Origin of the sequence: Clostridium sp. BNL1100 (assembly GCF_000244875.1) — a bacterium.
Lineage (GTDB): Bacteria > Bacillota > Clostridia > Acetivibrionales > DSM-1351 > Ruminiclostridium.
The window spans coordinates 601,720-624,646 of the sequence record NC_016791.1 but is presented as its reverse complement, the minus strand read 5'-3'; the positions used below and the strand labels follow the sequence as shown (position 1 = coordinate 624,646).

The 22,927-nt window shown below is 36.4% G+C and carries 30 protein-coding genes and 1 pseudogene; 2 read left to right on the top strand and 29 right to left on the bottom strand.

Going from position 1 to position 22,927, the window contains the following annotated elements; genetic code table 11:
* Window positions 1-75 precede the first annotated feature (75 nt).
* The 4 genes from CLO1100_RS02780 to CLO1100_RS02765 form a co-directional block, all read right to left on the bottom strand.
* Window positions 76-1,062, bottom strand: a complete 987-nt coding sequence (locus tag CLO1100_RS02780) for a DUF4179 domain-containing protein (protein ID WP_014312233.1) — start codon at window positions 1,060-1,062, stop codon at window positions 76-78.
* Window positions 1,055-1,621 carry a sigma-70 family RNA polymerase sigma factor gene (locus CLO1100_RS02775; RefSeq protein WP_014312232.1) on the bottom strand — a complete coding sequence of 189 codons (567 nt, stop codon included), beginning with the start codon at window positions 1,619-1,621 and terminating at the stop codon, window positions 1,055-1,057. Before CLO1100_RS02775 ends, CLO1100_RS02780 begins: the two co-directional genes overlap by 8 nt.
* 797 nt (window positions 1,622-2,418) lie before the next feature.
* A complete protein-coding gene (locus tag CLO1100_RS02770) occupies window positions 2,419-3,489 on the bottom strand; it encodes a hypothetical protein (protein WP_014312231.1) in 1,071 nt (356 codons plus the stop codon).
* A 166-nt stretch (window positions 3,490-3,655) separates the two neighbouring features.
* Window positions 3,656-3,955, bottom strand: coding sequence for a DNA adenine methylase (locus tag CLO1100_RS02765; protein WP_050814131.1), 300 nt, complete (start codon window positions 3,953-3,955; stop codon window positions 3,656-3,658).
* A gap of 79 nt (window positions 3,956-4,034) precedes the next feature.
* Here CLO1100_RS02765 and CLO1100_RS02760 point away from each other — a divergent pair, with 79 nt between their 5' ends.
* Window positions 4,035-4,538: a hypothetical protein gene (locus CLO1100_RS02760; protein ID WP_004620686.1), complete on the top strand. Its 504-nt coding sequence runs from the start codon at window positions 4,035-4,037 to the stop codon at window positions 4,536-4,538.
* Window positions 4,539-4,811: 273 nt separating this feature from the next.
* Here the strand turns inward: CLO1100_RS02760 and CLO1100_RS02755 are convergent, their stop codons facing one another.
* The 25 genes and pseudogenes from CLO1100_RS02755 to CLO1100_RS02645 all read right to left on the bottom strand — a co-directional run bounded on the left by CLO1100_RS02755 (window position 4,812) and on the right by CLO1100_RS02645 (window position 22,009).
* Window positions 4,812-5,294, bottom strand: a complete 483-nt coding sequence (locus CLO1100_RS02755; protein ID WP_014312230.1) for a Rha family transcriptional regulator — start codon at window positions 5,292-5,294, stop codon at window positions 4,812-4,814.
* A 111-nt stretch (window positions 5,295-5,405) separates the two neighbouring features.
* Window positions 5,406-5,576 (bottom strand): hypothetical protein, encoded by a 171-nt coding sequence (locus CLO1100_RS20605; protein WP_014312229.1) that lies wholly within the window; start codon window positions 5,574-5,576, stop codon window positions 5,406-5,408.
* A 38-nt stretch (window positions 5,577-5,614) separates the two neighbouring features.
* Window positions 5,615-6,331: a DUF1906 domain-containing protein gene (locus tag CLO1100_RS02750; RefSeq protein WP_014312228.1), complete on the bottom strand. Its 717-nt coding sequence runs from the start codon at window positions 6,329-6,331 to the stop codon at window positions 5,615-5,617.
* A complete protein-coding gene (locus tag CLO1100_RS02745) occupies window positions 6,318-6,674 on the bottom strand; it encodes a hypothetical protein (RefSeq protein ID WP_014312227.1) in 357 nt (118 codons plus the stop codon). Before CLO1100_RS02745 ends, CLO1100_RS02750 begins: the two co-directional genes overlap by 14 nt.
* A 78-nt stretch (window positions 6,675-6,752) precedes the next feature.
* Entirely contained in the window at window positions 6,753-6,869 is a 117-nt protein-coding gene (locus tag CLO1100_RS20150) for an XkdX family protein (protein ID WP_014312226.1), read from the bottom strand.
* Window positions 6,870-6,871: 2 nt separating this feature from the next.
* Window positions 6,872-7,135, bottom strand: a complete 264-nt coding sequence (locus CLO1100_RS02740) for a hypothetical protein (protein WP_014312225.1) — start codon at window positions 7,133-7,135, stop codon at window positions 6,872-6,874.
* Between the two features lie 44 nt (window positions 7,136-7,179).
* Window positions 7,180-8,583 carry a hypothetical protein gene (locus tag CLO1100_RS02735; RefSeq protein ID WP_014312224.1) on the bottom strand — a complete coding sequence of 468 codons (1,404 nt, stop codon included), beginning with the start codon at window positions 8,581-8,583 and terminating at the stop codon, window positions 7,180-7,182.
* 3 nt (window positions 8,584-8,586) lie between these two features.
* Window positions 8,587-9,621, bottom strand: a complete 1,035-nt coding sequence (locus tag CLO1100_RS02730; RefSeq protein WP_014312223.1) for a siphovirus ReqiPepy6 Gp37-like family protein — start codon at window positions 9,619-9,621, stop codon at window positions 8,587-8,589.
* Window position 9,622: 1 nt separating this feature from the next.
* Window positions 9,623-10,477, bottom strand: coding sequence for a phage tail family protein (locus CLO1100_RS02725; RefSeq protein ID WP_014312222.1), 855 nt, complete (start codon window positions 10,475-10,477; stop codon window positions 9,623-9,625).
* A gap of 1 nt (window position 10,478) precedes the next feature.
* A complete protein-coding gene (locus CLO1100_RS02720; RefSeq protein ID WP_242836662.1) occupies window positions 10,479-12,587 on the bottom strand; it encodes a hypothetical protein in 2,109 nt (702 codons plus the stop codon).
* Window positions 12,584-12,886, bottom strand: a complete 303-nt coding sequence (locus CLO1100_RS02715; RefSeq protein ID WP_014312220.1) for a hypothetical protein — start codon at window positions 12,884-12,886, stop codon at window positions 12,584-12,586. The genes CLO1100_RS02720 and CLO1100_RS02715 overlap by 4 nt, the downstream gene beginning before the upstream one ends.
* Window positions 12,853-13,149, bottom strand: a complete 297-nt coding sequence (locus tag CLO1100_RS02710; protein WP_014312219.1) for a hypothetical protein — start codon at window positions 13,147-13,149, stop codon at window positions 12,853-12,855. The genes CLO1100_RS02715 and CLO1100_RS02710 overlap by 34 nt, the downstream gene beginning before the upstream one ends.
* 49 nt (window positions 13,150-13,198) lie before the next feature.
* Window positions 13,199-13,744 (bottom strand): hypothetical protein, encoded by a 546-nt coding sequence (locus CLO1100_RS02705; protein ID WP_014312218.1) that lies wholly within the window; start codon window positions 13,742-13,744, stop codon window positions 13,199-13,201.
* A gap of 4 nt (window positions 13,745-13,748) precedes the next feature.
* Window positions 13,749-14,072, bottom strand: a complete 324-nt coding sequence (locus CLO1100_RS02700) for a hypothetical protein (RefSeq protein WP_014312217.1) — start codon at window positions 14,070-14,072, stop codon at window positions 13,749-13,751.
* Window positions 14,069-14,440: an HK97 gp10 family phage protein gene (locus CLO1100_RS02695; protein WP_014312216.1), complete on the bottom strand. Its 372-nt coding sequence runs from the start codon at window positions 14,438-14,440 to the stop codon at window positions 14,069-14,071. Before CLO1100_RS02695 ends, CLO1100_RS02700 begins: the two co-directional genes overlap by 4 nt.
* Entirely contained in the window at window positions 14,437-14,778 is a 342-nt protein-coding gene (locus CLO1100_RS02690; RefSeq protein WP_014312215.1) for a hypothetical protein, read from the bottom strand. The genes CLO1100_RS02695 and CLO1100_RS02690 overlap by 4 nt, the downstream gene beginning before the upstream one ends.
* Window positions 14,765-15,040, bottom strand: a complete 276-nt coding sequence (locus CLO1100_RS02685) for a hypothetical protein (RefSeq protein ID WP_014312214.1) — start codon at window positions 15,038-15,040, stop codon at window positions 14,765-14,767. The genes CLO1100_RS02690 and CLO1100_RS02685 overlap by 14 nt, the downstream gene beginning before the upstream one ends.
* Before the next feature lie 3 nt (window positions 15,041-15,043).
* Window positions 15,044-16,263: pseudogene (locus CLO1100_RS02680) on the bottom strand (phage major capsid protein).
* Window positions 16,264-16,307: 44 nt separating this feature from the next.
* Window positions 16,308-16,883, bottom strand: coding sequence for an HK97 family phage prohead protease (locus CLO1100_RS02675; RefSeq protein WP_014312212.1), 576 nt, complete (start codon window positions 16,881-16,883; stop codon window positions 16,308-16,310).
* Window positions 16,873-18,063 (bottom strand): phage portal protein, encoded by a 1,191-nt coding sequence (locus CLO1100_RS02670; protein WP_014312211.1) that lies wholly within the window; start codon window positions 18,061-18,063, stop codon window positions 16,873-16,875. Before CLO1100_RS02670 ends, CLO1100_RS02675 begins: the two co-directional genes overlap by 11 nt.
* A gap of 10 nt (window positions 18,064-18,073) precedes the next feature.
* Complete coding sequence (locus CLO1100_RS02665; RefSeq protein WP_014312210.1) at window positions 18,074-19,882, bottom strand: terminase large subunit; 1,809 nt, start codon at window positions 19,880-19,882, stop codon at window positions 18,074-18,076.
* Window positions 19,875-20,255 carry a P27 family phage terminase small subunit gene (locus CLO1100_RS02660; protein ID WP_014312209.1) on the bottom strand — a complete coding sequence of 127 codons (381 nt, stop codon included), beginning with the start codon at window positions 20,253-20,255 and terminating at the stop codon, window positions 19,875-19,877. The genes CLO1100_RS02665 and CLO1100_RS02660 overlap by 8 nt, the downstream gene beginning before the upstream one ends.
* 71 nt (window positions 20,256-20,326) lie before the next feature.
* Window positions 20,327-20,617 (bottom strand): HNH endonuclease, encoded by a 291-nt coding sequence (locus tag CLO1100_RS02655; protein ID WP_014312208.1) that lies wholly within the window; start codon window positions 20,615-20,617, stop codon window positions 20,327-20,329.
* 173 nt (window positions 20,618-20,790) lie between these two features.
* Window positions 20,791-21,339, bottom strand: a complete 549-nt coding sequence (locus CLO1100_RS02650) for a tyrosine-type recombinase/integrase (RefSeq protein WP_014312207.1) — start codon at window positions 21,337-21,339, stop codon at window positions 20,791-20,793.
* Between the two features lie 133 nt (window positions 21,340-21,472).
* Window positions 21,473-22,009 (bottom strand): hypothetical protein, encoded by a 537-nt coding sequence (locus CLO1100_RS02645; RefSeq protein ID WP_014312206.1) that lies wholly within the window; start codon window positions 22,007-22,009, stop codon window positions 21,473-21,475.
* A gap of 203 nt (window positions 22,010-22,212) precedes the next feature.
* Here CLO1100_RS02645 and CLO1100_RS02640 point away from each other — a divergent pair, with 203 nt between their 5' ends.
* The gene (locus tag CLO1100_RS02640; protein WP_014312205.1) at window positions 22,213-22,896 is read left to right on the top strand and encodes a hypothetical protein; all 684 of its coding nucleotides are present in this window, start codon (window positions 22,213-22,215) and stop codon (window positions 22,894-22,896) included.
* Window positions 22,897-22,927: the final 31 nt, after the last annotated feature.

The following is a 22,927-nucleotide window of genomic DNA, read 5'->3' as shown; positions in this document are numbered from 1 at the left end:
ACCAGTCAAAGATAACAACGGATATAAGTGGGTATAGGCATAGCCAATAAATACAAATTACTTAGAGTACAGTTACTACTTGCCATTCTCCCTCAAATCTAATTTTGTACTTAACAAAACAATAGGTATATTATTCAATATTTTAATCCCTGTGGTATCAATTATATTTAGTGTCAAATATTTGGGTACTGTTTTAATCGACTCAAAAGTGTCAGTAAATGAGTACGTTGTAAAATCTCCATTAACTACATGCGACCCAATGTTACCTTTCGATTCAACTAATCTTCCATTTTCATTATATAGCTGCATACCATAGTGCTCGTCTTTTGGACAGGTATACTCGTAGTTGATAGTTGTTGCAATCGGAGTAAAAATTATATTTTTAACTGTAATTGTTCTGTTTCCCTGTTTAATATTTTTCATTAATTTAATCTCTGTAGTTAAAGGATCCACTTTACTGTAGTCAATAGGTATATCAAACTCAAATTTTTTAATTTTTCCAGTATTATCAGTCCCAATCAATTTTAAAGTAGATTTGTCAGGAGGCGTCTCAGTTAGAGACATTTCAGCTAATCTATAAAAACTGTCTTTTGTGATTTCTGTACTTCCTCCAGCGCTACCCTTATTTAAGGGTTTGTTATTATAATACAATGTAAAATGGGTTTCAAAGTTATATGGATTTCTTCCTTTTACTACTATGCCGAAATTAAAATTGCTTCTATCATAATAATATTCCTTAAGAGTTACTGTCACACCATCTCTAGTTTGTTGCTGTTCTGGAAAGTGGGTCAATCCATTTAGGCTGGCAATTTTCAAATCATTATCAGTAAATTTTTGAAATATAGAACCAATAAATGGTATAGTTTTAAATGCTTCAGCCGCCGGAGGGTATGCGTAGCCTGTTCCTATCAAACTTGTCACTAATAAACAGAAAACAATAGTTAATGTTATTAGTCTTTTAGTTATTAAACCATTTCTACCTTTTCTTATTGCTTTTTTCAAAACTATATCAATATTATCCGGCACGGAAATCTCTTCGCATTGTTTTTTAAAGTTATTCATTAAAATTACCTCCTTTAACATCCTCTAGCTCAAGTCTCAAAAGGTTTAACGCTCTATTAAGTCTGGTTTTAACAGTACCTGTGGGACATTCTAAAATTTCAGCTATTTGATTAATAGTAAAATCTTGATAATACTTTAGAAGTATTACTGTTTTCAACTTAATATCTAATTTTTCTACTGCTCCTATCAGGTCAATATTTGAAGAAAGAACTTCCGACAAATCAGGTGTACCATCTGAATATTGGTATATATCATCTGAATCCAGACATTGTACCTCATTTTCAGTGATTCTCTTTCTTTTCTTCAGAAAATTAATACAACAATTTATTGTTATCCTTGTAATCCATGAATTAAAAAATTCAGGATTTTTAAGTTTTTTTATTGTTGCAAAGGCATTGTATACTGTTTCGTGGAACAAATCCATTGTATCTGAATTATTCTTCACATAAATATAAGCTATCCTGTATATGTCTTTTTTTCTTTCGTCTATTAATTCGGCAAACGCATTTTTATTACCTCTAATAGCATTTCTTACTTTTTCTAATTCAACAGCCCTCATATATATCTCCCATTTAGTTATAGAGAATTAACCTCTCATTATAATTAGACAATCTAAAGGATTAAAAGGTTTTACCTATTATCGATTTTTATTATTTTTTATTTCAAACCTTTTTTAAAATTCTAATTTTATACCTTGTTTTGCTATTTTTATATCATATACCATACTTACTAAAATTATCTTCGGCAAAACTTATGTCTACATATGGTATTTTTAGATTACCATCCTCTCCAGTTTGGAAACTGCGGAAAGTACATTTTCTGAAGGAATAAAAAAAGAAAGTCCCTCATACCAAATTCGATTGCTTTAAAAGAATTAATTCCTATTACCTCTTAGTTCGAATTAAAAAGTTGTCCCCCCGTTTGAACCATAATTTGGTAACATTACTTGTATTAACTTATAGTTTCCTAATCCCATTCTATCGGTTGTACTGATTATCCCGCTAAACTATCGTACTTTTTATATATACTGATAGCGGAATTCTAATTGCAATTACATTATCCACCCCGTTACGTTTTGTGGAATGTACAAATTTAAGTGATGCTAATTTATTTTTATCGTCCACTTTTACAATCGCTATATCAGTCTTTACATCGCCGCAATCAAATTAGCACTAATTATATTAGCCACATTTATATTGCCTGACCTTAGTCCTATGTCCTTATTAAGACCAACAACAATGTTAACCAAAGTTAAATAAGTTAATCTAGTAAATAGCGCTTTTAAATTATTCAAAATAAATATGTAGAGCTCAAATTAGAGCTCTACATATTTTTTTAAATATTTACTTAAAGATTTTACTTATAAGGACTGAAGTCAAATTCTGCATTTGGTAACTCTTCTACGTAGTCATCACTAGGACTTACCGTAAGACTTGCACTCAGTGGCCATGAAATACTTACTTCTGGTTCAACTGTTTTTTGAAGATGCTTATAACACCCATAAACATATGCTACAGAAATATCTGGAGACTGCTTATTAACATAGTAGCTCACGTATCCCCTGTGATTCCCATACCACGAAACATATGTTCCATTTATTGCCTCAGACCTATCTTTTAGGTTAGTTGCAAATACTACTCCTCCTGTATCCGCCTTTATATATTCAGGTGTATTTTCTTGATTTTCTGTAGCAAAACCATTAACATAATAATCATATTTATATACATATGTAGTTGGGTCGCTTACAGAACGTACTATCCCTCCATCATGTCCCAAACCGAATACATCGACGCTTGTATATTTGGGATCTTTCAGCCACTGCCATCGGTAATTTATTGAATATTTAGTACCACCCGCATACCATGCTGAAATTGTGTACTTAAGATATCCATCGTTTGAGTAAAAGTCACTACTACCTTCAGGTGGCGGCGTACTTGCCAATTGCGTTAAATTTAATATTCCTGTGTTACTCAATGTATCGGATAAATTAACACTGCCATCACTACTATTTTCCTTAGCCTTTGCTTGTTCTAGTTCAAATTTACATTGATCCTCACTTATCTCAACAAATTCTGTATCTTCATCAATCTCAGTGTTTTGTATACTTTGTTTACTTTTTATTTTAGACTCCTTAACATCTTTCTTTTTTTGAACCAATTTTAAATACTTTGTAACACTTTTAACTGGTTTTAAGTTTGTATATTTAGTCAATTCAGAATCTGAAATCAGATCTTTAATTTCAGACATCGTCCAACCACCATTAAGCAAATTATTAATTGCTATTTCCTTATCGCTTAGACTAGAGCTTGAACTTACATCGGTTTTGGTAGATTCAATATTGCCTTCCTCCGCAAATACCATGCTACTGCTAATCATCGTAACCATTAATGTTAATGCTAAAATCCTTTTTAAATTTTTAAATTTCAATAAATCATCTCCTATAATTTGAATAGTGTACGCGTACTTTTCCAAGTTTACATTATATTATGTGTAAAATTTGTAAAATTTTGTAACACCAAATTTAATTTTTTCAGCATTTTCTATAATTTTGGTATAATTTTACCAATTACATATAATTTTATTAATAATTAACTCAATAATTCCTCACCAACACCTCACAATACGTCTTTTCCTTTCCCTCATATCTGTTCAGTAAATTATGATTCCTCTGAATTTCCTCAATAGTAAAGTCCTTGTACAGTTCCCTTACATACTCACAGTCATTGTATGACAGCAGGAATTTACCTTTTAACCTTTTCAACGTTTTAGCAAGTGTCTCATGATCCTCCGGTTTGAATTCAGCCTGATAATACTTTTCTGTCCCGTAATAAGGTGGATCCAGATAGAAGAAAGCTCGGCTCGTTTTTTTATGTGCAATAACTTTAATTTGCATTTTATGTTGACAATATTTGTATGTTTGTACTATAATTTCAAATAAATGGTAGTATAAAATACAAAAATGGAGGTAGTTTATGAAGAACCAAAATGTAATTTCAAAAAGGAGAATTCTAATGAAAAAGCCAAAAAAACTTTTACTTTTAGCGACAGTTGTCTCAATTTTATTGTCAGGTGTAAATCTAGTAAATGCAGATGCCCTTCAGTTTAATACAGAAGCTACTGCTTGCAACCTAACAGATGTTAATAATAATTTTTTTACAAATTCCACCCCGCTAGATGGTCCAAATGATTCTGATTTTTATATGGTATACAATCCCTCAAGCTCTATCGAACCTTACATTTATACTTTTTCTTTGCAATCCCCCGTTAGTGCAAATGTTGATATGCAGGTTGTAATTTATAACGAGACTAAACAAATCTCGTATCTTAATAAAAACATTGAAGACAACGGGATAAGTCAAAGGGATTCAACATATTTCATACTTAATCCGGGTGAAAAGGCATATATAAGAGTACACTCCCATGACTCATCCTATTCTTCTACATACAATTATTCGCTTACTTATCGTAGGACCTAGTTAGTATAATAAATAAAACGAGAAGCTGACGCTTTTGATATTATTTTGCCCTCAGAGGGAAATCTCTGAGGGCAATTTTTTTATGCTCCGAGTTGTAAAGTCGGCAGAAATGCTAACTCTTTTATTATTCCACACTTAGCTTTACATACTTGGTATATTTCTTTATAATAAGTACCTTTGTCTACTTCTAAAGATATAATGTTTTCTATGGCTCTCTCTAGGAATCTAATGGCATCTATATAAGCAAGTGGTAACTTGTCTCTTTGGTCCTGTTTAAATTCCTAGCGTGGCGTTTACAAGCTTAGAATAAGTCATGTAAAGCTTGCCTGCATTTTTACTTCCCCGTGATTCTGCATGTGGTATAAGTTTTCCAAGTATAATGTCTGTTTCTTCCCTGCGGACTTGTTTGCCTGTTATTCTGAATTGCTGCCATTCTGCATATTGACGTTCCAAAATAAAGCTTCTCATGCGGTAGAATTCTTTAGTTAGTGCAAGCTTAAAATCGACTACGATTTCGGAATTTCTCATTAAGGTCAATATAAATGTGGCCTGTGGTTCATTAAGTTTAAAATATTGTTCTGGCCGGCCGCCTGTACTTTTTCCGTTTAAAACCGCTAAAGTCCCAAGCTGTTTAAATTTATCTTCATATGTATAAATCAATTCTTTTACATTTTTGTGTTTTACACCTGTCCCATCCGCAATTATTAAGCTATTTGTAAGTACATTTTTTCTTTTTATGGTTACTAAATTATTCATATTTTTATTATCTCCCCTCAAAAATAAAAGCCCCGGCAATTATGCCGAAGCTCTTTTAAATATTGAGAGGTTAGAGGGGCTATCATCACGACAGGCTATAACCTCTATTTATTATTGTTTATTTAATTTCACCGCAAAGAAAAAGCTCACAGCCATGGTTGCCATAGATGCAAGCTTTTCGGGGGCTATCTTACCGGTTGCGGTAAAAAATATCATTGCGCCCACAAGGGCAAAGGTTACAATTGTTTTGACGTCTATTAGTTTTGCAAATTTTTCTTTCATAAATCCTAATTCTCCTTATTTAAGTGCCTTGGCTATTTTTATAAATAATGCCGGTAAACTTGATACGGTCTTTTTTGCTTTATCTTCCGGCAATTTTCCAGACCAATAATCGTATGGCGAACCAACCTCTTCAATATTATTTTAAATGCTTCGTTGTATGTCATTTCTTTTCTTACAGGTTTTAAATTCCAGAACCCTTCATTTCCATATGATTCATTCATATCACAACTTATATCGACTACATTTACATCATTTTTGTACTGATATATATTAGCATGTTGTGACTTTTTGCCTCGGCATGCATAGGTCTGCCAACAATACTTAATTCCCCTTTTGTGCATATCCTCACATACTGCACAACTGCCATATACTCCAATGTTATAACCTTTTATTTGTGTTTGTGCTGCTTTCAGGTATGCATATATAGCCGGATAATCAACTGACTGTGCATCAAAGTCTACTGCAAAATATATTGTACTCCCGGCAGGCTGCCCAACTTTTTTTGCTTCTGAATATGCTGCTTTGCCATCTTTTGTACCTTGTATAGCTCCTTTTAAGGCTCCGTTTGCTGATGCTTCGTATACTGATACAATGTTTAGTCCTGCGTTAGTTAGTATCTCGGCCTCTGTTTTTGTAAGCCTCTTCCACGCCATGCTCTCCGGCACCAAGTATCTACATACAAAGTTGTAGCCTGCCGCCTTTAATGCCTTTGCCTGTGAAACTGTTGTTTGAGTAGTGTAGTCAATACCTTTCATTTAAAATCCCTCCATTTTGTTCTATTGTTTTATGGGTTTTAACTGGTAGTTCCCTTAATTCTTCAACAAGTTTTGTAACTGTTCCGTTGCCGCCTAACTTGTGATATGCATCATACATTGCTAAAACGCTCTCAAAACAGTGTATGTATCCTCTTTCCATATACATGTCATAGCATCGTATAATCTCACTTCTTAAAAGAGATTGTGTACCGTCTTTTAATGCTTTTTGGTCACATGACTGTTTATGTATTCGCTTTGCTAATGCTTTATACGCCACTCCCAACCCTCCCGATACAATTGCAAATAAGAACTGTATCCAATACTTAATAATGAAATCCTTCATACTGTCCTCCCTTAGTTGCTAATTTTGAGTAAATTAAAAGGACTACCCATTTTTAAGTAATCCTTTTGGTTCGTGATATTATCCTATTATCTTCATTTTTTCCTCGGCGGTTATCCATCCCTTTGATACCGCAATATCCAGTTGTTCTGCTGTTACTCTTCCTATACTGTATAAATAATTCAACCTTTCAAACATGCTTATACCTCCTGTAAATTTGATGTGATTAAAGTGTCAATTTGTGCTTGTAAATTTAAATTATCTGCAACCAATGTATCCACCGTTTCCTGTAAAACTTGTAATTCGGTTTTATCTTTTTCTGGTAAAGTTTCATTAGGTTCTAAAAATCCAAGAAAATTTCCTTCAGTTATATTTTGAACTTCAATTAATGTATATCCTTGACTTGTTTTATCAGCAATTATTTGCTGTCCTTCTTCCTCTGTTGTGTATTTTATAATAATCATATAATACCTCCGCTAATTCTAAAAATAAAAAAATATCATCCTTCTTATAAAGTACTTGAACAACTTACAGTAGCTATATATAATGTAAAACCGTTAACATTTGAGGCATAGTCTGAATTTGATGTTTTTATATATATTTGAACCTTGTCCCCTGCATTTATTGATATATCCTCAGTAAATATTATTGAGGATATGCCTTTCACAGTACGCTCTGTACCGATAGCGACATCATTAACATATATACGACCATAGGCTGTAGTTGTTGATGAGCCTGCCGATAAATAGAATTTAACTCTAATAGTACCGCCTAACAATGATGTAGTAATTTCTCTCACTTTTGTATACCATGTATTGGTAGTACGTGCTGGGTCACCGCTGTTTCCTATTAAAATATTTCCTGCAATTAATTTTATTGCACTAACCTTTCCACCTCCATTATGGTATCCTTCTACAATTACTTGGTCTACTAGACTTGGAGTAATAGTAACTGCTCCATTATTTGTCATTGTACCAACTTGGTCTGTGTCTACCTCTGTACTATATGTTTCTCCTGCCAGTACCTTACCAGAGGTTGTTGTACCTGTGGCACTAGCCTTGATAAAAAAACAGCTACTAGTTAAGTTATACCAAACTGTATAAGCCCTTCCTGCTGTTAGTGTTGGAGCAGTGGTAGTGTTTGGTTTGTACAATGGCTTACCATTTATAGTTGTATCAGCGCCACTATTATTTGCACTTGCAATAAAATTAATAGGTAACCCATTTTCTAATGTTTCTCTTATTGTAAGTGTTATAGCTGTTGCTGTACCTCCTGCCAATTGGTAGATATTTTCTGACTTATGAATATTTATTTGATTTAGTATATTTCCAGCCACATCACCGCTTAATATATTTTGCACCTGGCCAAACCAGCTATTAAAGGCTGCATCATACTGGGCGAAAAGGCCTGTAGTATCTATTTGTTCCACAACTCCTGACACTATGCCACACAAGGCTGCATTGAAACGTAAATCTGTTATATGTGCCTGATTAATTCCTATGTCTCCATTATTAATTAGGATGTCAGCTATACCAAGTTCATATATGTCCGAGGTCCTTGTTAATAACGATGCTGTAGGGGTACTGGAAGGTGTTCCTTTCAAAACTGATAAAACAATTTGTCTGTTAAGGTGATCCAGTCTCAATACAATCCTGTCAATTCTCTTTAATACTCCGTCAGCCGCATCTATTGAAATATTGAATACACCAGTATTTTCATAGTAATAGCCGTTTATCCATGCTTTCCCTGCAGCGACTGATATATTCATTCCACCTGAAGCTGTCACGGCTAAATTGTTACCCGGATTTGGATAAACTCCGTTTCCGATAAAGCTCCCGAAATAGGCAGCATAATCGGAGGCATTGTATTTTCTGTCCCCGTTTATACTGTTAAAAAAACTGCTTTTTTGCACTGTTTATTCCCCCTTCAAAATATCCTTCAATTCCGGAAGTGGACTCCCGAAAGTAGGTGTTAGTGTTATGATACCGTTTTCATATACTTCTTCGATTTCGGTTATACGAAAATCAATGGCTTTGTTCCATGCTCGATTCCTACAGGTAACAATATCTCCAAGGTCAAACTCCTTTTTATATACCAAACTTGATTGAAGGTTTACATTGCTTTCGAAAGTCTCATTTTTGACTGCCTGGGCCAAAGCTTCATTACCACGCTGAATTAACAATGCCTTGTAGCCATTGTCCGTTAAATCACCTTTTTGTATATCTTTGGCATCAACGAATAGTTCCCGTCTTTCAAGGCCTGTTATATCTCCCACTGTAACAATTACCCTTGATGCTCCTTCTCCTTCACCGCCCACTATTGCAACAGTCCTATAATTTTCAGTTTCAAGAGAATATTTACTGTCGGTTACATTTTCAAATTCTTCGGAGAAAATGGCCCTTGGATTTACGTTCTGAGCTGCACTTCTGTTAACCCCCCGATAACATTCAAACAAAAGCTTTTTATCTTTTCTGTCGAATCTAACCCTGTATCCGATATTGCTTACCTGAGCGATTTTAGTTAATGTAGTGCATACGTTTTTATAAGTTACCTGCAAATCAACTGTTTCTGTATAATTTTTTAATTCTCCCAACTCCAGAAACGGTATTGCATTCATATTACTGACAAGTGTCCTCATGGCAAGTTCTGCTGTGGTATTTAACACGGTTTCCTTTATTACTATTCGCCGTTCAGTGAGGGATGATAAAAAGCGTCCTTTGACTATAAGGTCCTCTTTATCTATACTGATTCCTTCAATTATTCCGGCTTCATCTACATCCCTTCGAGCAATTATATTGTCCTCTTCAAGTAGTTTCATACTATCAGCGGTGTACTTTAAATGAAGTTCAAATTCCCCGGGCTGAAAATACCTTCTCCGCCACCTCAAACTGTCAAACACATCAATAAGTCCAATTAAATCAAGGCTTCTGTTATATATGTAAAGTTCCATATCACACCCCCAGATAGGCCGGAGTATAGTAAATTAATACTTCCAGGTTATTGAGGTTTTGGTCAGCGTTGTACCTGATAAGATTATCTCCCGGTTCAAATTGCAGAAATACGCTGTCAGGATCAAGAGCATTAATCACGTTTGTTATAATTCCTGATCTGTTTAATTCTGCTCTTTTCTTTCCATATAGGGTACTTACCGTTATGATATCTCCGGCCTCCATTTCAATATTAATTTTAAGCTCCTGTTGCTTGTAAACATCAAAAATACTCGGATTTAACACACTTCCCAAAGCTTTAAATTCTACTACCATCCCAAGTGGTATGTCTCCGTTATTAATTACATTGACCACAAGACTCAACTGTCTTTGGCCCATTTCACTACCATCAGGTATTATTTTAAGTGGAAATTCAAATGCCGGAAGCCATGAAGCAATATTATTGCGGATACTGTTGATATCCTCCCAAAATGGGCTAGGACACAGTAAACTTAGTGATGCGGTCTTTGGAATTTTATTATCATTAAGGTCAAGACTTTCAACTCTGCATGAAATTTTTCTCTTTATGTTATCCTGTTCAAATATCAAAGTACCTTCCGATTTAGGAATAAAAACACTGTATAGAAGATTCCTGTTGGCTGAATAGTTGTTCTCAATCTGAAAATCAATAACAATATTCCTCACTTCTATTGTGCTACCTATATAGCTTTCACCGTCCTGACCCGAGCCTTTGGAGGTATTGATTTTTGTCTTAGGGGTATTTGTACCTCCATCAAAGTTAACTAAATAGAAAGGATCAAAGTACCCTATTTGAATACTTCGACCCTTATTATTTATATATGTTAATATCTTTGGCATTTTACACCCCCAGAACTAAACGTCTTGAAGCATTTCTGGTCTGCCTTGCAACTTCGGACGGTGTTAACGGTGTAGGACTGTAAATGTTAACAGTTTGGTTGTAATCTCCCGAATGTCCGTTTCCACTAGATAAACTGTTGTTGCCCGGTATATAATCCTGTTTATTAACAGGTATTGCCTTTGCCATGTTTGACGATACACTACCCATTTCTGCTTCAAAGCCAACCCCGATTCCCTGGGCCATGTATTTTCCAACCTCATCAGCCAACACACGAGAAGGGGAATGTATATTAAGAACCGACTTAATACTGTTTACTATGCCATTTGCAAATCCGGTAATTTTATCTTTTAGCCATCCTACTGCACCCGACATGCCATTCCATATCCCTTCAACAATGTTCTTGCCTATATTGACCATTTTGTTTGGCAGCTCCAACATGAACCCAACAAATTTCGCTATAAACGAAGGTAAGTTATTATTCGCCCAATTGATAAGTTCTGATTTGAGATTATTGAATTTATCCTTAATTCCGATTATTGCATTCCACACCTTGCCCGGCAGTCCCTTGAAAAATTTAACCACATCATTGATAAAACCATCCACAAAGTTTTTAAAACCGTCACAGTTGTCATAGAGTAGTTTAAATGCTCCCGCAAAAGGATTGACTATCATTAATAACAGTGCTTGCCAGTTACCTTTTATAAAGTCAATTACGGTATTAAAAATACCTTTCACTTTTTCAACGGCTGTAGACACGGCACTTTTTATCTTGTCCCATATTCCGATTATTGCATCCCTAAAACCTTCATTTGTATTCCACAACACTATTATTGCAGCAACTAATCCAGCCACCAATGTTGCTATTAAAGCTATAGGATTTGCTGTCATTGCAAGATTGAATAGTTTTTGAGCTAGTGTAGCACCTTCTAGCGCTTTTGTAAACCCAATAATTCCTTGCACCATAGTAACTATATTCCAAGTAGCCAAACCAACTCCAATTGCCGTGATAGTCGCTAAAACAATAGCTTGATTATGTACTATCCATCTGACAATATTTTCAATTAATTTAGACAAGTTTTCCATAGCTGGCACTAACTTTTCAGCGATTTGACCTCCAATTACTCCGAAACTGCTCATAGTAGTTGCCTTCAATTTGTCTACCCCATCAGCAAAGGTATTAGCACCATCTAAAGCTTCTTGGGATAAAATCAAACCAGCTGCTTCCGCTTCTTCGCCATATTTCTTTAAATCTTCGGCACCCCCAAGTATCAATGGATTTAAATCTTGAGCAGACTTACCAAATATTTGCATAGCAAATGCATCTCTTTGGGTTTCATTCTCCATTTTACCAAGAGCATCTATTACTTCATTAAACACGTCTTGATTATCTCTTAATTTCCCTTCATTGTCTGTTATGGTTATTCCTAAAGCCTTGAATGCTTCTTCTTGGTTTTTGCTGCCTTGTCGTGCGCTTTCCATATTTCTTGTGAGTTTTGCCATAGAACCTGTTAAAGTTTCCATGGATACATCAATTCTATCACTAGCATACTGGAATTTCTGTATCTGTTCAGTTGATAATCCCGTCTGTTTTGCCAGTGTATTGATATCGTCAGCTGCAGCTCCTGCTTGTACAGCCATACCTATTAACCCAGTACCTATTCCAGCTGCCGCAACTGTTGCGCCCTTCATAAAGTTATTCATTTTCTCAGATTTTTCTCCAAGAAAATCAATTTCTTTATTGGTCTTTTTAGCCTGATCTTCTACCTTCTTTAGTTCGGTTTCGGTTTTTGCAACTTCTCTTTGAAAGGCCCTGTATTGCTCTTCGGATATTTTCCCTTGCTTAACTTGCTCCTGAACCTGTTTTTCAGCTTCTTTGAGGGTATTCAGTTTGCTTTTGGTGTTATCAACCGAATCTGCAAGAAGTTTCTGCTTCTGTGCCAGCAATTCAGTGTTGGTGGGGTCAAGCTTTAATAACCTTTCAACCTGTTTAAGCTCGTTCTGCAAATCCCGGCTTGTCTTATTTACATCACCAAGTGCTTTATTTAATGGCCCTGTATTACCGCCAATTTCAACTGTTATTCCCTTTATTGTTCCTCCTGCCAATGTCATTCCTCCTTTCCGAAATTCTTCCTCAACTTGGCTCTATCTGGTTTGGTCTGTTCAAGGATCCAGCACCTTTCTAAATACTTTTGTCCATCTTCCGATTGCATATATTTATATATCACTGCATCCCGAAGTATTGCCTGATACTCAAAAATGTTAAGTTCATAGATTTGAGCAAAATTAAAGCCGGTATATTCAGATACCAGCTTTTCTTCAATATAACTAAGTTTATAATGTCCCTCGTCTGTATCATCAGGACAGCGAGGGATTTTCAGTTTGGGCTGTTTTTGACCACTGCTATCCATTTAAAATATTCAGTCAGTATTGCTTTATACTGGTCAATATCCAGTTCGTCAATTATGTCTTCGGACACTTTATAGTTTGATTTATTCTTACTCAAAATCAAGCTTATCGCCTCGGACAGTTTGTCTATTGACTGCTCGCCCTGTTGATTTGATAAGGAAAGGATTTTCTTTAATACTTTTATTTTTGGCGGCTCCACATCAAGCTCCAACCCGTCTATTTTTATATGAAAAAATCTTTTGTTTATAGTGCTTATATCAAACATATTATTATCACCTCTTTAAAATTCAAGGGGCCAGAAGGCCCCTTGTTAATTAACCTGCTACCGGAATTTCCTCTTCATATTTTATAAGTGTTCCTTCATTGTCCTGTGGCTGTGCCTTAAATTCTGCATCAATCACTGTTTCTTTATCCTTCTTGAAAGCCAAGGAAAATCCCGCCTGATTTTGCCCAACAATAGTAACTCTAATATCACCGTCGGTGGAATCTTCATGTACAAAATGTAAGACATATTTTTTGCCGTTTTCATTTCCTACTCCACCGATTTTTACGGTTCTTACCCCGGCAGATTCGGTTACTCTTGCTGTACTACAAAGTTTCGTAAGTGTTTTCCCATTCCAGGTCATTATTCCGGATTTTAGTGAAGCTTCTTCTTCAGTAATTATCACTTTTGTTACTTTTCCCATGTCATCCTTAGCTTCATAAAATTTGGGCTTATACTCCAAGCTTGCTCCACCCAGAATAGCCCCTAATTGGTTTTCTTCTGTTTCTAAAGCTGTTTTTTCCGGGAGTGTCCCTGTGAACTCCATACAGTATAAAGTACCACTACCCAACACTATCTTTTCACCATCTGTAACCATTTTTCTACCTTCTTTCTATAACTTTGATTTGATAAACCACTTGATACATTTGCTCTGATTGTATGTACTCCTCAAAGGTTTTGTATTCAGGGTCTATTGTGTTTAATATTTCTTCAATTTTCCGCTCTGCTTCCAAGTCTTTTTTAACAGTGTAAAGTTCGACCTGATAGTTTTTAAACTTTCCATGCACTTTGTAGTCAGATGAAATATTATCATCAGTAGTCCTAATGTAAACGATGTAAGGCGGATCCGGCGATGTTGTAAAATGGTGGTATGCCACGGGATATCCAATTGTTTTCAGCTGATTGCACAGCTCTATTTGTGTCATTTTTGCACCGCCCTTTCAAGCCGTTCAACAAGTTCTTTCTTCGCCTTTTCTTCATTAGTAGAAATATGAAGCCTGCCTTCTACCCTTCCGCCGCCTGTTTTAGCGTGGCCGAATTCCAGTAGGTGTGTCAGCTGATATTCTGTTGCATTGTAAGTGGTCAGCCGGATATTGTCTCTGTCTTCGTATTCCACCTTTGACCGCCAACCTTTAGCATATTTCCCCGTACCATCAAATAGGTTTTTACTATCCTGTCTGATTGCCTCGGTCATTTCCTTGCTTACATCCTTGCAGGTCTTTTTTACCTCCTGAGTTACCTCTGTAGAATACTCAGACAATACTGCTGCCAATTGTGCTTCCAGGTCGCTCATGTAACACCCACTTTCTTGTTACAGTACAATTCCAACAACCCGCCGCCCCGCGGATATGTACGGTATATGCTATATGTCTTGTCCTCATATTTAAGGGCTGTTTCCCCATCGTATTCCTCTAAATCTATAACAAGCAAATGTTCAGGTTTTATTCCAGACTGTCCTGCATTATAGAATTCAGATGAATTGACAGGTAACTCAACACAGTAAACAAGCCTCTCCATTGGTGTTTCCAACTGATTCCCTATATTGTCATCACTAACGGTTGTAGATAGCAGATAGCAAACAAGGTCTAACGATATGCTTTCCTTATTAGATATACTTTTAAGTTTCAGCATATTGTGACCTCGCTTTCACTACCCGGTTTCTCAACCTGTATGTCAAGTTTTGAGGTAATCCTACATCTTCCTGCCGTTTCCGGTACTTCCATGCGGCATAGTCGGATAATAGCATTTGGTCTTCCACATTACTTAAATCCAGAGTTATTCTCTTATACTCAATTTCTTTTTGTGCTGCCAGAATCGTTGAAATGAAATAAGCATCTCTTAAGTTATGAGTTATACCAAGGTCAATTTTCAGAAGAGTTAATATAATTTCCATGTCCTATGCCTCAGATGTATATTCCAGTGTTACAAGCACAAAAGCTTCCTTCTTGGTTGGCTTGCCATCAAACCTGCCCTTACCTCTGAAAGCCATCTGGTCTTCGGTAAACTTAACATGCTCTGACTTGTCGATTGATACATTTTCTCTTTCAACGAGTGTATACTTGCTAAAATCTCCATAAAGGATTGTATCGTCGTCATGTTATTATTGAACACAACTCTTAAACCTAGCAAATCAGGGTTCTTTAGGTTTGGCAATTTTGCAACAACTTCCCCTGTAGAAGTAGGCTGAACGCTATATCCAAGCAGTCTGTTATAATATGTAGAACGTTTCATGACTGCAACAATTTCACCTATGCTGTCTTTACCTGTGTCTATTACAGCGATCGGTTTAACAATATCGGCATACCCAGTTGGATCTGTAACTATTACTTTGTTTGATGTTGGCAACTGAGGGATAATCCCTTCGGGCTGTTTACCAGTAGCTCCTGTCCCTTTTAATATTGCTAAGTCAAGACCAATTGATATTGCACGTGCAATTTTTTTGACTACGTAATCATCAAGGTTGATTATGCTATCCTGTAACATTGAGTTATCAACAAAAGTAACTTTACCAATCTTGTAACCGTCAAAGCTAATATCAGTAATTGTTCCGACTTCCCCAGTTGGTATTGTGCCAGTCTGTTCAATCCATGTTGCTGCGGTAGTATCAGTATCAATTAATATTCTGGCTGTTCCTTTTACGGTTATTCTATCGACCAATGGATATAACGTTGAGTAATCTCCCAATATATCCATTATGCGGTTAATAACTACTTCTGGTATTGTCAACCCTTCGCCACCGATTGCTCTGAGGTTTTTGAATTTGTTATAGAACTCTTTAACCTCTGCCCTCTCGTAGTACTCCCCTGTCTTCAAAAGCTCCCTTACCTGATACCTGTTCATACTGTTTCCTCCTCTTTCTTCAATTTCTTTTTTTGGTGGTTTTGGATTGTTTCCTCTTGCTTCAATTTCAGCAATTTCACCCTCAATACGTGTGATTTCAGCTGAGACACTTGTAATTTTTTCATCTGTACCAGCTTCAGTAATTTCATTTTCAAGGTCATCAATACCCTGTTGTACAAGAGCGATATCTTCGTCAGTCTTGGCTTCCTCTAGAGCCGTTTTAAGTTCGTCCTGCCTTTTCTTAAAATCGGTTCTCTTCTCCTGTAGAATCTGCATTTCAGCATTTCTTTGCTTTAACTCGGCCTGTAATTTTAGCTGTTTTAGCATCTAATCCCCTCCAGTTTCTTTTTTAAATCTATCTTCCTTTGCTCCCGGCTTCTTTTTTGAGACACCTCAAAGTCTTTCTGCCTTGCCTGTATTTCTGTCTGCGGGTATGCCGGAAATGTACATATTGAAACCTCCATTGTGTCTGCTTCATTCACTGTCCAGTGCAATCCGTCATCCCGTTCCTCATAGTCCTCTCCTTTAGGCTCAAACCCGAAGGAGCATCCTGATATGTCCCCTCTTTCAACCCGTGCATAGACGTCCATTGCCTGTGAATCATTGGGGTTAATCTTTACACTGCCCCACAAGCCATATGCATCCACTCTCAGTTCAAGAGTCTTACTTGCTGTTCTGCCCAAAACAAATCCGCTGTCATGGTTGAACAAACAGCGGATATCGTTATTTTTTATTGAATTGTCGAATGCCCCTCTTGCTATCTTCTCAAAACACCGGGGCCAGAGTTCGGTTTCCTGCTCAAATACTGCGAAATATCCTTCTATGTATTTTTCATTTTCACCTTCTGCCCGGGTTTTAAGTTCACTTTTGAAATAGGAGTATCTTTTATTCAGCACCAGTATCACCACCTTTCAATTTTTTCTGGTCTCCAACCCTCTCCACAGGTACATAATTTTCAAGCACAATATAATCGTTCATTCCGGGTTTATCTACAGGAGGATAATCAAACTCTGCCCTTCCTTCATTCCTGTTCAGCATACCTCCGCCAACAAGCTCCTTCACAAACTGAACCTGCTCTGTAAGGTTGTACTGCATAAGAGATTTAGGGTTAAATTTAAAGTACATTGTCGGTGAAAATAAAAGTTTCTTGGACAACTCCTGCTGCAGGATCATGGCTATGGACATTATCTTCGTTGAAATAAAATTGTTGTACTCTTCCTTATTAAAAGCACCTACTCCGACCATAAAGCCGGGAACTCCTATTGCCGCCGCTATAACTTTCAGGTCTAGGGTTATACTGTCCTGTATTGCAAGGTCATTAAGGGTAAGGGGTTGTATTGTTTTAACATCTATCTCCCCGGCCGGAATCAACCACGGCTCACCTATTTCAGTTGTCTTAGTGTAGCTGCCGAGAATTTTTGCCCGCTTTTCAGGATCCTGCAATTCTTCTGCATCAGAATTTATTGATATTATCATGCTCGGTTTCCATTTGCTTTTCAGGAACCCTTTTTTAGTTGCATTTGCTTGCAGGAGGTTCATCACCGTTTCTTTAATCAACTGTGTGTAGCCTTGTCCTTTAAAGGGGTAATCATCATCGGGATTCAAAACAAAATGCAGTACTTCGTCAGGATAATACAGTGTACCTCTATACCTTATTTGATAACTGTCCCCGACTTCATCAAAATGCAGACTGTCGGCATTAAGTATTTTCAGGTTATCAATCAAGCCGTTTTTTATCTGTGGGTATGCAACCGCATTACCGGTTAGTATCATGTCTGTAACAAGCTTGTGAATGAAGTTTTTTCGGGTCATGTTATTGTTTGGATATATATCGATCTTCTTTGATAGTTCATTTTTCAGCCGTATATCACCGTTTTCTCCGTTCTCCATTAACATGATTGTCATGTTGGACACCAAATCAGCTATCTTAAAAACACACCTTCTTATTTCTTCATTTTTGGATAATGGCGTATAGCCTTCCGGGCAAAGTATGTCTCTGGCATCCGTACCGCTAAGCCATAACGTTACCGGGTCTGCCCGTGTCTTATGCCTTCTAAATGGATTTTTCAATTTCATCACCAGCTTTCTAAAACCATCCGCTTAGTTTACCTTTTTCCAATGCTTCCAATTTCCTTACACATGCAAAAACAGAGGCATCGAATATATCGATCCTCTGGGAGTCCTCAACCTTTTCATACTGTACCATGTCATCCGTTTTCTCAATCGCTCTTACATTCTGAACACAATATTCATATGCCTGGGAGCTGAGATAATATAAATTGCCGTCTTTTGCCTTTTGCTCTATTCTTCTGAAACCCTCAGACTTTTTATAGAAATATTGAGGCTGGTCAATAATATTGAAGTTTGCTTTCTTCATTCCAATAAAATATTCTCTACAGAATTTTCTATCATGCCCAACCTGCTTTATTTTAAAGCCCATGTTTCTCATTTTTTTAAACCAGTTGACAATCTCAGCATGATTAACTGTTGCCGAATTACTCATATCAAGCCAGCCGTCATCCTTCCAACCAAAAAGCGGGATGCTGTCTTCATCTGCCTTTTGAGCTGCCGCAACTATAGGAAACCATGCATGGGAGATTATAATATCTATTTCCTCAGGGACTTCTATTGTCTCTCCCTTTTCATTTGTAATTTTAATCATCCGCCCGGTCATACAACTTCCATATAAAGCAGCTGCAGTCAAGTCATGGAGCTTTGACAAGTCCGCACCGCCATACCATTCAATGGGCAGGTTTTTCAAAAACTCAATTTTTTTATCCAGTCTCCACTCAGGCTTGATGTTCAGCTTTGCTTCGGAAGCTGTGTCAGACTTTCTAAACTCATCAATGTTGAAATATGCTCTTAATGCAGCAGTAAATACATTTAATGATTTGGCAAAAAAGTCTTTTCTCAACTGAGGATCATTCATGGCCTGCAAGGAATCATTCAAAATATCATCGGGCCGGATTGAGACTCCATATGCCGGGTTTGCCATCTCATGAATTACCGGGTTTGTATAGTCAACATCCCCGTTCTCTTTTTCGTCTGCCTTGCAAATAAAGACAAAGTACTGCTCATCGGTTACTGTCCTATCTAGTATCTTTTTGCAGTACTGAAGCTTTTGATAACAGAAGCTTGTCATACTGTCTCCGGCAGTAGTAATACCTATCATCAATTTATTTGTGTATGCCTTCATTGCTTCCTTGATAATGTTGTACTGCTTTGGTGTCTTATACGCGAGTATTTCATCAGCTATACCGATATTACAGTTAAGTGAATCCTGACTGTCAGGGTTCGCCGCCAATGCCTGAATAAATAAAGAACCGTCATCCAAATCCCCGCTAATGCTGTGTTCCTGATTATTGTCGATAACCCGGAAGTTTTCCTTCTCTCCCATCTGTTCCAGATTGAAATTGATAAAGTTGAAGCTTTCAAGGGACTGTTTCAAGGCCGCTGCAACAATATATACCTTGCTGCCACTTCGCCTTTCCAAAATACCAAGGGCCCATGCAAGAGCAGCGGCAAAACTTGTCTTGATATTTTTTCGTGGAATAAAAATAAACGCCTCTTTGAAGCGTCTTCTTTTGGTCCCTTTGTGGTAAAACCCCAAAATGTTATATACAATGAATTTGTGAAACGGTTCCAATAAAAAAGGCGTACCCCGAAGTGGAGTGCCGTCCAACTTTTCCCCTTGCATATGTACGAAAGTGTTTTCAATCAACTCAATAACGAATTCGGCATCATCAGTCCTAAAGTCGTATAGTGGATTTTCTATGTCCTTTAAAAACCTTTGACAGCATTGAATCTGTTCTTTACAAGCAATTTTTCTATGGCCTGTGATACTTCTGGCATACTCCATTACAATATCAAAATTGTTAACTTTAGAATTAGCCATTCTTACTCATCACCTGTGTGAGCTTGCTTGTTTTTTTCTTAGCTTTCATTTCGTCATTTATTTTTTTCAAACCTAATGGAGTCAATCCCAAAATGTTTCTATAGTTGACCAGGTCACTCCGCAAATTTTCAATAGCCAAATATGTTGCTGTTTTTCTTATGTTTGTGAATCCTGAATTATTGGTGTACTCCTCCATCATCTTGCCGCCGCTGATAATGAAATCTTTGTATGCCCGATTGTAAATCTGCTGAGTCTCAGCATAAATTTTAACAGTGGCATCAAATTGTGGTTTGTAAGTATTGACTTCCTGCATTTCTTTAATTGTGTTTTTAATGATTTTGTTAACTTCTTTTTGTTCCGGTGACATTGACATTTTTAACAACCCCCTTTTTTTAAAAAATTCCGGTCTATTGGAAAAGCCTCCCTATCCCCGGTGTCCCAAAGTTAATTATTTTTGCTATTGGGTGGGGGGGTTCTTTTCCTCAATGCTTCTCCCAGTGTTGTCAATTTCTTTGTAAGCCTGTCATGCATCTTGTTGTGTACGCTATTTGCAAGGGATATGAGATTCCAATCCTCCCATGCGTACTCTGGATATTCATCAGCAGGCCAAATGTGATGAACCATATCAGCATCGATTCTTTTTCCATACCTTTTGCTTTCCTGACACATATAACCGTCACGCTTTAAAATGTGTTTTCTTTTCCGTTCCCACCGCTTGGAATTATAATCAATCATATTAACACCTCAACAAATTAAAATTTACATATATTATAGAAGGAAAAATTTTCTCACTTTAACATATCTACTATTCTGTTAAACTGGCATTTTCCTTGTAAAGCCTTGTATTAATGCATCTTAGGATAACATTGCAAATGAGTTTAACACGTTCTCGTTATGTTAATGTCAAATCAAAATAAACGAAATTTCTTCATGCTCTTATTGATGTCTTCCTGCTCAATCCCAATGTACCTTAAAGTGATGTTTTGGCTTGAATGATTGAATATTGTCATTAACAATGCTGCATCTTTGAACTGTTTATAGTGTTGATAACCAAATGTTTTTCTTAATGTGTGAGTACCGAGGTCAGGTATGTCAAATAAATTGCCAACCTCTTTCATTATCTGATATGCTCTTACCCGACTTAAAGGAGTATTTTTCCCTTGTCTACTTGGTATTAAATATTCGTTAGGGTTCTTCCCTTCACAATATTTTTTTAATTCTTTTTTTAACTCAGGATTTATTTCAAACTTTTTCTCTTTCTTAGTTTTCTTTTCACGAATCCCGATTACGTCTTTATTTTTAACATCACATATCCGTAGTTTAAGAATGTCTGAAATTCTAAGTCCTGAATAAGCAACAGTGTAGAACATAATAAAGTCTCTTTTATTATTCATCTTTAGGTACGAACAAATTTGTTTGATTTTTTCAGGATCCCTTATAGGGTCAACAGTGTTCATCTCAAACCACCTTCTTTTATTTAAATCTTTAGGAAAACAAAAATACCGCTCCGGCCTTCACCCCGAAACGGTACTTTTCAGATTACATAATAACATCATTCATTGTGACATTGCATCGACATGTTTTGGACATTTATGCATCCAGCTTCAACCCATCCACACCAAATATCAAAACCGATAATTCTTCAATGGCATCTTTCCTGTCCCTTTCAATAGTCTTGGTACTGCAATACAGCTCTTCGGCCATCTGGTTGTAAGTCTTTTTGTCAATATACAGACCCACAAGCACCTTGTATTTTCTCTCCTTTTCCGGCTCGGATTTTGTTATGTACTTGTAGTACCCAAGAATCCTTTTGATGTGGTTAACAATAAGAAATGTTCTTTCCCTTGTCCTCATAATTGAACGGACATAAACTTCGTCCTCATCGTCCTCCACCTCATCCAGAATATCAATTGCATTGGCCTGCTTTAGCTGTTTGCTGGTATACAATGCTGTGTTGCAGTGTGCAACAAATTTGTTGTAATTCTTAAGCAGTAAATCAGTGTTCCTTAACCTCCTGTCAAACCTTGATTTCCTTTTTTCCTCCTTCTCCTTGTTGATCCTGTCCAGAGCTTCCCTGACTCCGGCTTGGACTCCAATCTGAATAATCTTGTCAATTGAAAATTCCACTTCATCTCCCGCCTTTCTCTCTCTAATCTTGTTTTCTTCTGCATCTGTGTTATAATAAAAATGAACATGTGTTTGGGCGAGAGAGCCCTTTTTTTTTGCGTAATGTGTAATAATTTTTACATATTTGAATTTAATGGGATATTAGTAAAACTTTTGTATTATCGACTTTTTTATGATAAAATTTCATAAAGGAGTTGATTCATATGAAAAAATGTTTTATTGTGTGCCCTATCGGAGACGACAACTCTCCAACGCGTAAGCGATCTGACTCGCTATTTAAGCATATAATTACTGCTGTATGTTCGTCTTGTGAGTTTGAACCTGTTAGAGTTGATCAGATAAACGACACTGGTTCAATTACTGAATCAATAATTAATAATCTCCATGAATCTGATCTGGTGTTAGCAGATTTAACAGACCATAACCCTAATGCATTTTTTGAACTAGGGTACCGATTTTCTTTAAGTAAACCGGTAATTCTATTATGTGAAAAAGGAACACCCCTTCCGTTTGATCTGGCTGCAATCAGAACATTTTTTTATGATCTTTCTGATTTGGATGCAGTGTATGAACTCAAAAACAGGCTAGTTAAAACCATTCAAAGTATGAACTTCGATAATGTTAAACCTGTTATACAAACTCAGACACCTAATTTTAATGAGCAAATTTTACAAGAAATATTTAAAATTCAAGATTTAATTATGCAATTAACAAATGAAATATCATCTAAAGATAATAATACAGTTTCTGTGTTGGCTGATAAACTACTACATAACGGTTCCAAAACTAGTGAAGCTACTTTAATTGAAACTCTTTTACCTACATTGCTAAATGACCCAGAAAAATTCATAAGTCTTATGGAAATGATGAAAAAGTATAGTGATTAATGTCTAAGTATTATTCTAATAAATTTTTAAT